This window comes from Enterococcus silesiacus (genome assembly GCF_001886225.1).
GTDB lineage: Bacteria > Bacillota > Bacilli > Lactobacillales > Enterococcaceae > Enterococcus_L > Enterococcus_L silesiacus.
Genome location: NZ_JXLC01000027.1, coordinates 1 through 12,475, shown reverse-complemented (window position 1 = coordinate 12,475; position 12,475 = coordinate 1). Strand labels below are relative to the sequence as shown.

The window sequence follows — 12,475 nt, the reverse complement described above, 5'->3', positions numbered from 1 at the left end:
ATCAGTTATGTTTCTATCTATAGAAGAATTAGTGCAACAAGCCGCAGGATTTCCATCAGTTGCTGAATTAATGATCGCAACTGAGATAGAAAATCACGGTCATAGCCGCGAACGGATCATCGAAACAATGGAACGTAATCTTGCGGTCATGAAGCAATCGATCGAAGAAGGTGTCGATGGTGTGACCTCTGTCACAGGAATTACTGGCGGTGATGCTACTCGACTCGATGAATATATCAAAAATGGAAACTTTTTAAGTGGAGAAACAATTTTAACAGCGGTTAGAAATGCAGTGGCCGTCAATGAAGTCAATGCCAATATGGGCTTGATCTGTGCAACGCCGACTGCTGGAAGTGCTGGTGTAGTGCCAGGTGTTTTGATGGCAGCAATTGAAAAATTGCAGCTCACACATCAACAGCAATTAGATTTTCTTTTTACTGCTGGTGCTTTTGGGCTAGTGATCGCCAACAACTCATCAATCAGTGGTGCTGAAGGCGGTTGTCAAGCCGAAGTTGGGTCAGCCAGTGCTATGGCTAGTGCCGCTTTAGTCTGTGCTGCTGGCGGCTCCGCTGATCAAGCCGCACAAGCAATTGCGATCACCTTAAAAAACATGATGGGTTTGATTTGTGATCCGGTAGCAGGTCTAGTGGAGGTTCCTTGTGTAAAACGTAATGCCTTAGGCTCTTCCCAGGCTTTTATTTCAGCTGATATGGCCTTAGCTGGCATTCGTAGCGTGATCCCACCAGATGAAGTTGTAGCTGCAATGTATCAAGTTGGCCGTCAAATGCCACAAATCTTTAAAGAAACCGCTGAAGGTGGTCTGGCTATGACGCCAACTGCACAACGCTTAGCAAAAGAGATTCTAGATAATCAAACAGAAAATCCAAATCAATAATAGCTAAAAGAGGACGAGACAAAAGCGTTTAGCTCCGAGAAATAAGAAGGAATTCACGAAAATTGCCCTTCAAATTTTTGTGAATTTCAGCTTATTTCCGAAGGAGCTGCTTTTTTCTCGCCGTTTATTCGGATTTAGAGCCTGAGATAAAACTGATTTTTAGTTTTGTCTCAGGTTCTTTTCTATTAATCTATTTTCGGTTGCAATAACGTAGTAACTCCAATACGGTTATAGATATTGATCGTTCCAATCAGAATAAGCAATTCACCAATTTCTTTTTCACTGTAATACTGCTGCAGTTCTTGATAGGTTTCATCACTGACCCCACCTTGATGAATCAGTGTCACTTCTTTTGTGAATGCAAGTACCGCGCGTTCTTCTGCTGTATAAAATGCTGCTTCTTCCCATGCAGTCAAACCGATGATTCTTTGCACATTTTCTCCTTTAGCTAAGGCATCTTTTGAGTGCATATCAATACAAAACACACAACCATTTAATTGAGACGCATAAATTTTGATCAATTCTTGTAAATTTTCATTAATACTGCCGGATTTACCAATTTGATCCAGTTCCGCAATTTTTCCATAAGCTTCCTTGTTTTCTTTGTGTAATAAAAATCTTGTTTTAGTCATTAAACTATCTCCTTTGATTACTATTTGTTGTTGCACTAATTAAGACCAGACAGCTTAACAAAACGTGACACCTTTCAAGAAATATTTTTTAATTTATCTGGGTTGTTGATAATAAAAATATGCTGAACCTTTGTTTTCTCTGGATTTAGTCCTAAAAATAAAATACTTATTAATTGCTGTTTTTCTTTAATGAGCAAACATGGCTGCTCATTAATTTCAGTTACAAACCGTTCATCTCCAAAAAAGCCATGAGGCAAAACACCTTTTAAAAAGGCAAAAATACGTGTTGGTTTGATCAATGTTCTTAGTGGTGCACGACGTTTTTTCCCACCATCGATCGACATCTTTGCATCAGCAGTCAAGAAATCCAATAAAGGGGTTAAATCCCCTTTTTCTATACTTCTATTAAAAAGATCAATAAATTTTTGATTTTCTAAATTGCTTGAAGGCTCCACTGAAATATCTGTTGCTTGAATTGCTTTTTTCGCCCGACTTAATAACTTTCTACTATTTTCAGGTGTAATCTCCAGTAATTCACTCAGCTCTTTGTGAGAATAATCGAATACTTCTTTCATTAGAAAGACGACACGTTCTTGCGGTGTTAATTGTTCTAAAACAACTAATAAAGCATATGTGATTTTTTCTTTGCCAACCAACGGATCTTCAGTTCGTTCTATTTCTGGCTGTGGGATCCATGGCCCGTAATAATCCACACGCTGAGCTTGAGCAGAATTCAAATAATTAATTGAACGATTGACAACTAGTTTTGATAAAAAGGCTTTTGGATTTTCAATTGAATCAATATTTTGATCTAACCATTTCAGTTGAACTTCTTGTAAAATATCTTCTGCTTCTTCTTTCGAGTGGCAGATTCGATACGCAATTGAATATAATAAAGATTTAAAGTTATTAAAAATCAAAATGGCTTCATCCATGATCTTTTTCTCCTCATTTCTACTAATCGATTAGTTAGAACATACAGCTTGGTATTCATTATAATTGCTATTCCCCCTTGAAACAATGAAGATATTTTTCTACACTTTGTTTTTATTCAAAAAAACTGTTCTCTCCATTACATTGAATGAAGAAAACAGTGTCCTTTTTTGTAAAATTAAAAAGCAGCAATTTCGGTTAAAGTCGGCATTCCAGTTTGTGCCCCTAGTTTGGTCACAGAAAGGGTAGCGCCTTTTCCAGAAATCTTAACTGACTCTGAAACAGTGATTCCTTTTGCTAAACATGCTGCCAAAATCCCATTAAACGTATCTCCTGCACCTGTTGTATCCACAACTTTTACTTTCTCGGCTGGAATCGTAATGACATCATTCTCCGTTGTGTATGAAATTCCGTGCCCGCCACGCGTCACAATCAGCTGAGTATCATTGGTTTTTGACCAATTCAACATTTCCTTTTCAAATTGTGCAGCATCCGTGATTGAGCGACCTAATAAACCTTCAAATTCCGTCTCATTGGGTGTGATGATATCCACAAAGGGCAATATATCAATGACACTCTCACTATACGGCGCTGGATTTAAAATCGTTATAGCTCCTTTGTCTTTTGCCAGTACTAAGCCCTTTTTCACTGTTTCAATTGGAATCTCTAGCTGAGCCAATAGTACATCCTCAGCATTGATTTTTCCGTTTAATGCATCATCGATATCACTCAACAACATATTTGCTCCTGGTAAAACAACAATCGCATTGTCTTCTTTTAGTTTAAAAATAGAGGCAACACCTGTAAAAATATTTTTTTCAGAAGTCACTGCACTAACATCAACTTTTTCGTTTTCCAAATGCTTGTAAACTTTTGACCCGAATGTATCGTCACCGATTTTACCAATCAAAGACACATCCGCTCCAATACGGGCAGCAGCAACTGCTTGATTGGCCCCTTTTCCTCCAACATAATAGTCAATGCTTTCGCCCAAAAGGGTTTCTCCTACTTTGGGCAGTCGATCTGTTTCCATGACCATATCCATATTGATACTTCCTAAAACGATTACTTTGTTCACCACGGACTCTCCTTACTTATATTTTCTTCAAATACTTATAGAAAGAACCCAGATGCTCTCTTTCAATTTCAGTATACTCTGAAATCTTTTCAAAACCGTGCTTTTTAAAAAAATGCTGCATTTTGAGATTGGAGTGATTTGTACTTGAATAAATATATTTTCCATTTTTTTCTTTTGCTCTATTTATTATATCATTCAGTAAAATTGAAGCATAACCATTTGACAGATAGTTTGGATCTGTTGCAATTCGTCTTACTATATACTCAGCTTTCCTTGTCTTATTCAACGTTGCAACTGCAACTATTGTATCACCATCCACTAATTGATATAACAGATGATCATTAATATCTTTTTGAACGATTTGTTCATTTGGATAAGCCGTTGTCCATTGGTGTATATCTGCTTGAATCATCTGCCTTTTTGCTGCTTCAAATAACTGATTGATTTCTTTTAAATCTTTTGGCTCAGCCAAGGTTATTTTCATTTATACTCATCTCCACAAAATACTGATTATACTCGTCATTAATACGGTAATAGGAGAATAGATAATACGACCACACAAATAATTCCTATAATGGTTGGAACACTCGTCCGTTTTAAAATTCGAACTGGACTGACCCCAACCGTTGACGCTACGATCATTACAACTGCTGCAACGGGTGAAATCGTTCTTGCTAAGTTTGCAATCATTTGCATTGGTAATGCGACCAGAATACCATCAATACCAGCTTTTGTGGCAATATCAGGAATCAATTCAATCACCGCATAAAACATTGCTAGACCGCCACCACTTAAAATGCCAAAAACCGTTGTTGCTCCACTGAAAATCAGCGTTGTTACAAGACCAGCTGAAGCTGAAGATTCGACAGACGACATAATATTATCAATGATGCCCAACGATTGGATCGCAGTTGTAAACAATGAGCCACCAACAACTAACATAACCACTTGGCTAAAGCCTTGCCCCATCCCTTTGAACATTTCAGCCGCTGAATCTTGAATTTTTTTGTATGATTTATGTCTGATTGTTTCAAATGCTACAGCAACAAAAAATGAAATAAAGGTCAAAACAAAGATATCCATTTGGATCCCTTCAACAAACATTCCTGTAATCCCAACTATCAAAATCAACATTAAGGGCAACAATGGCAATAATGCATAAATTTTCGGCGTATCTGATTCTTCTTGTTTAGTTAGCCCATCATCTTCAATCGTTACAAACGCTGAGGCTCCTTCTTTTTTATCACAATATTTTTGCCAAAAATAGTGAGCTATTGCCATAATCAATAAAGTTGGCAGTGAAATTTTAGCATGCCAAGCAACATATGTTAACAGATCATAACCTAACGTTTCAGCAGCAATCACATTATCCGCTCCAAGTGGCGACGGCATGATCGTAGCTGTCATCGCAATTACTCCTGCAGCCGTCAGTGAAGAAATCCCCATACTAGACAACATTGGATACAAAATCGCCATCAAAATAATCGCTAAACTAGAAGCACTTGGCACTACCAAAGACATTAAATTTCCTATCAAGAAAACAAGAGGTACAAACAAGGCTTTTGATTTAATTTTTTGTAGTGGTTTTACCAGAATGTTGACAGCTACCTGATTAGCACCGATGACATTCATATACCCAGAGTAACCAAACAAAATCATGATCACGATTCCTGCTGAACTAACTTGAGCAATGATCGTATCTTTAAACTTTAAAAAGATATCGAAAAAGGCTAAACCTGTTCCTTCGCCCGCAGGATAAAGAGGGTGACCTAACAAAACTGCAAATAGTAACAAAATCAACGCCCCGCTGATCAAACTTAGAGCAGGATGGTAATTTTTAATAATCAAATAAGCAACAAGAGCTAAAACAACTAACACTAACAAAGACTCAATCATAGTACGGCTCCTTTTTTAATTTATTTTTTCTAAATTTGAAACAACCCATTTTTGGAACGCTGGAATATCAATATCTAAGCAAGCAACTGCATTCGTCGTATCGTGATATTTCATTTTTAAATCAGCGACTGTAGCACCAGCTGCGGGGCCCTCTAAGGCGATTTCGATGAATGTTTCTTGAACTGTAAATAATTCTGGGTCCGTTAAATAGGCGATAGCACATACATCATGCATTTTTAAACCAGTCTGTAAACTTCCACCACGATAATGTTGGAATAATGAGTAAAACATATTGCCAACTTTACCGAATTCTTTGATTTTTTCAGTTTCATTTTTAGTCAAGACTGCTGTACTGGTCACATCCAAGCCAACCATCACGATCGGAACGCCAGATTGGAACACGATTTGTGCGGCATGTGGATCGACATACGTGTTGAATTCTGCACTGGTATTCGTATTTCCTCTTGATAATGAACCGCCCATCATGACGATTTCTTTAATATTTTGCTTTGTTTCTGGGTACATACTGAAAAGTAAGGCGATATTTGTTAATGCTGCTATTGGAACTAATGTGATTGGCTCTGTACTTTCAAGGATACACTCTCTCATTGCTTCAACAGCATGGACATCGAGCGCTTTGGCTGTAGCTTCCGGAAAATCGTATCCGTCCATACCACTTTCTCCATGAATTTCAGCTGAATCTTCAAGCTGGATCAACAAAGGTTTGTCGCATCCTTTAGCAACCGGTACTTGTTTATCAAAAAATGAGACGAGTTTCAATGTATTCACAGTCGTTTTGTTTACGTTTACATTTCCTGCAACAGTAGTTAATAACTTAACGTCTAATTCTGGATGATTAAGGGCGATCGATAAAGCTACTGCGTCGTCAATTCCTGGATCTGTGTCGATGATGATTGGTCTTTTTTCTTTTGCCATAAGTCCTTCCTCCTTCTAAGGTTAAGCGCATTACCTAAATGGTATAAAAAAATACCTTTTCAATAGTTAAAAAAGTATCTTTAGATTAACCGCTTAATCCATCTAGCTATTATGATAGCGTTTTATTTTTGGTTAGTCAATAACTATTTTATTTTTTTAACACTGTCACCTTTAAATAGGCTTGGTCTCAAAATAATCGACTCCGTTTTTTGCTTTTGCTTGATCAATGTATTCTTCAATAAGGCAACAGCTTGTTCTGTTAATGATGAGATATTTTGCTCTACTGTAGCTAATGAAATCCCTAGAATATCTGCTATCTCTAAACGATCATATCCAATAATCGATAGATCTTCTGGTATCAATTTTCCGCTACTAACTGCTTGTTTTAACACCCCAAAGGCAACCATATCATTGGCTGTGAGCACAGCCGTTACATCTGTCAGCGCAAAAAGTTTATTTGCTTGTTCCATACCGTAGTTAAAACGGTAGCCGGTTTCAATGATGTACTCTTCTCTTACTTTTATACCATAACTTTCTAACGCTTGCTTATAACCATTGATTCGATCAAGCGTGCTTGGAACTTTAAAATCTCCTGTCATAAAAGCAATATTTTGGTGCCCATTCTCCAGAAGATACTCTGCTGAAAGTTGACCACCAGCTTGGCTATCAAAATAGACCTGATTAACCCCAGAAAATGAAACCTGTCTATCCACTAAAACAAAGGGTGCATCGATTTCTTTCAAGAAATGTTCTTGTTCTTCTTTGAATGAGAAAGACTCATTCGATAACGCAATGATTAGTCCATCAACTCCACGATTCAAGAGCATTTGAATCAGATTTTTTTCCACAGTAAAATCATCATTGGAATTAACGATAATGGTTAAATAGCCCAACACTCTAAATTGTTCTTCTAATTGTTTACAAAGTTTTGAAAAAAATGGATTTTCAATATCTGGAATAACGACACCAATGGTTCGTGAGGCATTTTTGGCAAGAATTTGAGCTGCAATATTTGGAATGTAGTTTAATTCTTTGGCGATCTTTTTTATTTCTTGCTTCTTTTTATCAGAGATTCTTGAAGGTTTATCATTTAACACTAAAGAAACCGCAGCTTCAGATACATTAGCCATTTTGGCAATGTCTTTCATTCTGATTTTCATGGCTCTCTCCTTTATCAATTCACTTGTTTTAATCGTTTATTTCCATAAAAAATCTGCCACAAGTTGATCTACTTCGGTATTTTCGTGCAGCTGGCTATGCTGTGCTGATTTTCCATAAAATATTTTTTCTTGTACGTCATTACCATGTATCTTAAACAACGAAACAACACTCAGTGCATCTGCAACAGGAACAGCTTCATCACTTAAACTGCCATCTTCCACGTCTCCTGCGATGATCATTATTTCCATATCTTTCGATACTTTTTCGATTCCATTAACATAGTCAGCATATCGTTCACTCTGAATCACAGGGCCATTATTGATAACATCATCTAATGTTTCCCCATCAGATAATTCCACAAAATTATTAAACGGTGCTGCGATACCGACAAACTTGTTGATTTTAGGAAGATTTGGATCGTCACCAAATGTCGTTAGATAACGCAAAGAGCTCGCGCCACCCATTGAATGACCTACCAAATTAACTTGTGTTACACCATAATTATCTCGAATATACGTTAAACAATTTTTGATCCACTCAGCTTGATTCCATTCATTGTTTTTATTATCTTCAAAAAGAACTTGAATGCTCGGGTTATTGGCTTTGTCTGTCAGTTTCCCTTTTGCTTTGACTGCCCCATCAACACTAACAGTTAAAACTAGCTCTTTTTTAGTAAGATCATTTTTCTCCATCCTTTTGATCATACGCCCAAAGGAATTATTGCCGCCACTATAACCGTGAATAAACAGTGTGGGAATGGATGACTTTTGAGCTATTTCACTGGTTGCTGTGTTATTAGTGGTTGGTTGATTTTCATGTTGGGCTGCTTTTTTACTAGTACAGCCAGCCAAAAACAATAAGAGACAGACAGTTATTAGCAAAGAATACTTGTTATTTTTCATTTTATCCCCTTTTCAATCATCACTATAGTAATAAGAGAGCAGGACAAAACTAAAGTTAGTTTTGCTCCACTCTCTTATTTTACAACTTCTATTGAATTGAGTCTACTTGTTCGTAATCTAGTTCTGTACTTGTTTCACGACCAAACATGTCAATATTAACTTTTAGTTTTTGGCGTTCTTCATCGACCTCTGTTACTTCACCTTCAAGACCAGAAAATGCTCCTTCAATAATACGAACTGTATCGCCTAAAGCAACATCCAAATCAGATTGACGTGTACTCATACCGATTGAACGTAAGATGTGATTGATTTCCTCTTGTAGTAAAGGCGCAGGCTTGCTTCCGGCACCATGGGAACCAACAAAGCCAGTAACACCTGGCGTGTTCCGCACTACATACCAAGAATCATCTGTCATCGTCATTTCTACTAACACATAACCTGGGAAAGTTTTATGAACGATTTCTTTCGATTTACCGTTTTTTACTTCTGTCTCTGTTTCTTCTGGAACAACGACACGGAAAATGAAATCTCCCATGCCCATGCTTTGCGCACGTGATTCAATGTTCGCTTTTACCTTGTTTTCGTAACCTGAGTATGTATGCAATACATACCAATTTTTCTCAAATGATTCCATTTCTGCTTCGGCTCCTTTAGGTTTAGTAGTTGGTGACACAATACATTAAGAGTAACAAGTAATGCCTTGTACTCAGCTTCTTTTTCTTATGTGAAAATAAAAAAACCTCAGTTCCCCGAAGTTTTTTCCTCACTTGTTATTATAGCACTGTTTATAATGAAATACTAGTTTGAATTACTTAAGAATCCAGCCAAAAGCAGTTTGGATCACTGTATCCATTACAAAGAATAATGCTGCAAAAAGAATTGATGTTTCGATAACAACCAACGTGTCTTTGCGTAATTGTTTTTTAGATGGCCATGAAACTTGTTTCATCTCATCTTTAACACTACGTAAAAATTTCATTTGAACTCCTCCAATATCTATTTCGTCTCTTTATGTAACGTGTATTTTTGACAGTATTTACAGAATTTTTTGATTTCTAACCGCTCTCCACGTTTTCCTTCACTGACGGCTTTAGAATAGTTTCTGGAGCCACAATCTGAACAAGCAAGTGCTGATTTTTTTGTTGCCATTGTTCAACCTCCTCTATTCACAAATTTACTCAATAACATTATCATTCTTTTGGCAAAATGTCAATGGATACTCAATAAACTATGGTTTTCTTTCAAATTATGTTATCATTAGCTTGTCAGACGAATTTAACCTACGGGGGGTCAAAATATGTTATTAAAATCCGTTGTTATCAAAAAGAAAAATCTTACAACGGTCAATGAATCTTGCACATTAGAAGAGGCGTTGACAATCCTAGAAGATTCTGGTTATCGTTGTGTACCGATCTTAGATGAATCGGAAAAGATTTTTAGAGGAAACATCTATAAAATGCACATCTACCGCCACAAAGCGAACGGTGGAGACATGAGTTTACCAGTAACTTATTTATTAAAAAATGCAACAAAATTTATTTTCGTGAACACGTCATTCTTCAAGGTTTTCTTTACGATCAAAGAATTACCTTACATTGCCGTGTTGGATGAAAATAACTATTTTTATGGAATTTTAACGCATAGCACGTTATTGAATATCCTTGCTCAATCTTGGAATATTCAACGTGGTAGTTATGTTTTGACAATTGCTACAACAGGTAAACAAGGGGATCTAGCCGCTATGACAAAGATTATTGCCAAACACAGCAGTATTGCCAGCTGTATTACACTAGATATCGGTGAAGATGAATTTATCCGCCGCACCTTGATTACTTTGCCTGCTGAAACAACTGAAGAAACGTGTGCAGTTATCGTTGAGAATTTAGAGCGTAAGAATCTTAAAGTCGTTGAGATTGAAGATTTACAAGCGAATGCTGAATAAAGTATTAGAAAAAGAAGCCTTCCAATTTGAAAGGCTTCTTTTTTAACGCTCTTCACCAATAATCCGGACTTCTGTTTCTAATGTCACATCGAATTTTTCCTTAATCACTTGTTGGATATGCGCAATCAATTCTACATAATCAGTCGCTGTAGCCTGATCGATATTTACGATAAAACCAGCATGTTTTTCTGAAATCTGAGCGCCGCCCCATTTCAGTCCTTGTAATCCGGCATCTTGAATCAATTTTCCAGTAAAGTGTCCTTCTGGTCGTTTAAAGACACTACCGCATGATGGATACTCTAATGGTTGCTTAGATTCTCTAAGTTCAGTCAACTCAGCCATTTGACTCTTGATTACGCTGTTTTCTCCTTCTTTTAAAGAAAAAGTTGCTTCTAGCACAATACAATGCATATCTTGAATCACACTATGACGGTAAGAAAATGCCATCTCTTCATTTGTAAACGTTCTGATCGTTCCGTCTTCCAATAATACATCAACACTTGTGAAAACATCTTTAATTTCTCCACCATAAGCACCAGCGTTCATGTAGACAGCACCACCGATACTTCCTGGAATCCCACAAGCAAATTCGAAGCCAGTTAAATCATGCTCTAAAGCAACATAAGTTGTATCAATCAACTTGGCTCCCGCTTCAACAACGATTCGGCTTTTAGAAACAGAGATTTGCTTCATGTTTTCCAACATGATTACCATTCCCCGAATTCCGCCATCTTGGACAATCAAATTACTGGCATTGCCTAAAACTAGCCAAGGAATCTCATGACTTTTACAGTATTCGACCAAAGTAGCCACTTCAGCTTTTGATTTTGGAAAAGCTAGGACATCCGCCGGTCCACCCGTTTTAGTAAAGGTAAAATTCATCAAAGGTTCATCAAATAGTAACGTTATATCCGTTAATTCATTCATCATTTCAATTTTATTCATCGAAAGTCGTTCCTTTCTTTCAAACATCCTATTTATTCTAGCATGCCAAAGAGAAACTTTCTAGTCTGAGTCTATAAAATATGTTCTTGATGCTTGTGTAACATCTGGGCACATAGCTCATGACTAGTGAAGACCTTCTCTTGTCTTAAATGAGAGCCGTCATTTGTCTGAACTGCTTTGATAAACTCATCAACCATCTGCTCAAAACCACGCTTTTCTAAAGTTGTTGTCCAATCGCTAAAGGTCTTTTGTTGAATTACTTGTTGACTTTTGATTGTTAGATCCGTTAAATTTTCTAAAACTAATGTCCCCTCTGGGCTTGTTAACTGATAGGTTTCAGTATTTGCCCCAGCATAGAGATTCATTGAGGCGATTGCTGTTGTTGTTTCTGTTTCAACATGAAGTAATGCTCTTTTCAGCATATTGTTTTCTTCGATGATTTTTGTCTGAACCTGACGAATATCATCATCAAGTAGATAAACAAGTGTATCGGCTACATGTAAAAATAAATCGTAGATTACAAAATTAGCAGTAGATTCTGATGCAATTCGATTTTTTTGGATCAGTAGCATATTTTTATTTTCAACGGCTTTCAATTCTTCTACAAAAGGCGCAAAACGACGATTAAATCCTAGCATCAACTGGAGATTTTTTTCTGCTGCCAAAGCTTGAATTTCTTTGACTTCTGCTAAGTTTTCACTTAAAGGCTTATCCACAAACACATGGATTCCCGCTTTCAGCAATTGTTTCACCACCTGACCATGCACTTTAGTGGCAACATGGACAAAACAAGCGGATACGCCTGTTTGAATCAATTCTTCTGTTGAAGCAACGATTTCGTTGAAACCGTATTTTTCACTGATTTCTTTTCTGGTTTGTTCATTTCGAGTAGAGAGTACAAATGTTGCTTGATCTCTTAGCTTGGCATATACAGGTAGATACGCCTTTTGCGCAATATTTCCTAAGCCGATGATTCCGATTTTCATATGAATTCCTCACAATCAATAGTTGATACGATTATTATACTATTGATTGGGAGGAAATGTCTGAAATTAAAGCACTTTATAATCAAACCAAATTGAAATCAGGATTCTATTTCTGCACTATCCTAGTTCCGATTAATGATTAAGTTCTTTATTCTCAATTCAGAAAATC

Annotated in this window: 15 protein-coding genes; 2 read left to right on the top strand and 13 right to left on the bottom strand. The window is 36.9% G+C overall.

The genetic code is table 11. The features are described 5' to 3' along the window. Positions 1 to 7: 7 nt before the first annotated feature. Positions 8 to 895: an L-serine ammonia-lyase, iron-sulfur-dependent, subunit alpha gene (gene sdaAA, locus RV15_RS15190; RefSeq protein ID WP_071878862.1), complete on the top strand. Its 888-nt coding sequence runs from the start codon at positions 8 to 10 to the stop codon at positions 893 to 895. Positions 896 to 1,080: 185 nt separating this feature from the next. On the opposite strand, the gene RV15_RS15185 is transcribed toward sdaAA, so the two are convergent. The 11 genes from RV15_RS15185 to rpmG form a co-directional block, all read right to left on the bottom strand. Beyond that, positions 1,081 to 1,527 carry a carboxymuconolactone decarboxylase family protein gene (locus RV15_RS15185; RefSeq protein WP_071878861.1) on the bottom strand — a complete coding sequence of 149 codons (447 nt, stop codon included), beginning with the start codon at positions 1,525 to 1,527 and terminating at the stop codon, positions 1,081 to 1,083. A 74-nt stretch (positions 1,528 to 1,601) separates the two neighbouring features. Then, complete coding sequence (locus RV15_RS15180) at positions 1,602 to 2,462, bottom strand: sigma-70 family RNA polymerase sigma factor (RefSeq protein WP_071878860.1); 861 nt, start codon at positions 2,460 to 2,462, stop codon at positions 1,602 to 1,604. A 176-nt stretch (positions 2,463 to 2,638) separates the two neighbouring features. Next, positions 2,639 to 3,538, bottom strand: a complete 900-nt coding sequence (rbsK, locus tag RV15_RS15175; protein WP_071878859.1) for a ribokinase — start codon at positions 3,536 to 3,538, stop codon at positions 2,639 to 2,641. 16 nt (positions 3,539 to 3,554) lie between these two features. Further along, positions 3,555 to 4,022, bottom strand: a complete 468-nt coding sequence (locus tag RV15_RS15170) for a GNAT family N-acetyltransferase (RefSeq protein WP_071878858.1) — start codon at positions 4,020 to 4,022, stop codon at positions 3,555 to 3,557. Between the two features lie 38 nt (positions 4,023 to 4,060). Next, on the bottom strand, positions 4,061 to 5,434 hold the full coding sequence (dcuC, locus tag RV15_RS15165; protein ID WP_071878857.1) for a C4-dicarboxylate transporter DcuC: 1,374 nt from the start codon (positions 5,432 to 5,434) through the stop codon (positions 4,061 to 4,063). A 15-nt stretch (positions 5,435 to 5,449) separates the two neighbouring features. Beyond that, positions 5,450 to 6,370, bottom strand: a complete 921-nt coding sequence (gene rihC / locus RV15_RS15160; RefSeq protein ID WP_071878856.1) for a ribonucleoside hydrolase RihC — start codon at positions 6,368 to 6,370, stop codon at positions 5,450 to 5,452. A 143-nt stretch (positions 6,371 to 6,513) separates the two neighbouring features. Next, positions 6,514 to 7,530 (bottom strand): LacI family DNA-binding transcriptional regulator, encoded by a 1,017-nt coding sequence (locus RV15_RS15155; protein WP_071878855.1) that lies wholly within the window; start codon positions 7,528 to 7,530, stop codon positions 6,514 to 6,516. A gap of 36 nt (positions 7,531 to 7,566) precedes the next feature. Next, entirely contained in the window at positions 7,567 to 8,433 is an 867-nt protein-coding gene (locus RV15_RS15150) for an alpha/beta fold hydrolase (RefSeq protein ID WP_071878854.1), read from the bottom strand. Between the two features lie 88 nt (positions 8,434 to 8,521). Further along, positions 8,522 to 9,067: a transcription termination/antitermination protein NusG gene (gene nusG / locus RV15_RS15145; RefSeq protein WP_071878853.1), complete on the bottom strand. Its 546-nt coding sequence runs from the start codon at positions 9,065 to 9,067 to the stop codon at positions 8,522 to 8,524. 174 nt (positions 9,068 to 9,241) lie between these two features. Next, positions 9,242 to 9,412 (bottom strand): preprotein translocase subunit SecE, encoded by a 171-nt coding sequence (gene secE / locus RV15_RS15140; RefSeq protein ID WP_010760565.1) that lies wholly within the window; start codon positions 9,410 to 9,412, stop codon positions 9,242 to 9,244. A gap of 17 nt (positions 9,413 to 9,429) precedes the next feature. Next, positions 9,430 to 9,582 carry a 50S ribosomal protein L33 gene (gene rpmG / locus RV15_RS15135; protein ID WP_010760564.1) on the bottom strand — a complete coding sequence of 51 codons (153 nt, stop codon included), beginning with the start codon at positions 9,580 to 9,582 and terminating at the stop codon, positions 9,430 to 9,432. 148 nt (positions 9,583 to 9,730) lie between these two features. On the opposite strand from rpmG, the gene cbpA reads away from it, so the two are divergent. After that, positions 9,731 to 10,375: a cyclic di-AMP binding protein CbpA gene (cbpA, locus tag RV15_RS15130; protein WP_069654322.1), complete on the top strand. Its 645-nt coding sequence runs from the start codon at positions 9,731 to 9,733 to the stop codon at positions 10,373 to 10,375. Between the two features lie 42 nt (positions 10,376 to 10,417). On the opposite strand, the gene murB is transcribed toward cbpA, so the two are convergent. Further along, entirely contained in the window at positions 10,418 to 11,320 is a 903-nt protein-coding gene (gene murB / locus RV15_RS15125; protein ID WP_071878852.1) for a UDP-N-acetylmuramate dehydrogenase, read from the bottom strand. A 71-nt stretch (positions 11,321 to 11,391) separates the two neighbouring features. After that, positions 11,392 to 12,306, bottom strand: coding sequence for a Gfo/Idh/MocA family protein (locus RV15_RS15120; protein ID WP_071878851.1), 915 nt, complete (start codon positions 12,304 to 12,306; stop codon positions 11,392 to 11,394). Between the last annotated feature and the right edge of the window lie 169 nt (positions 12,307 to 12,475).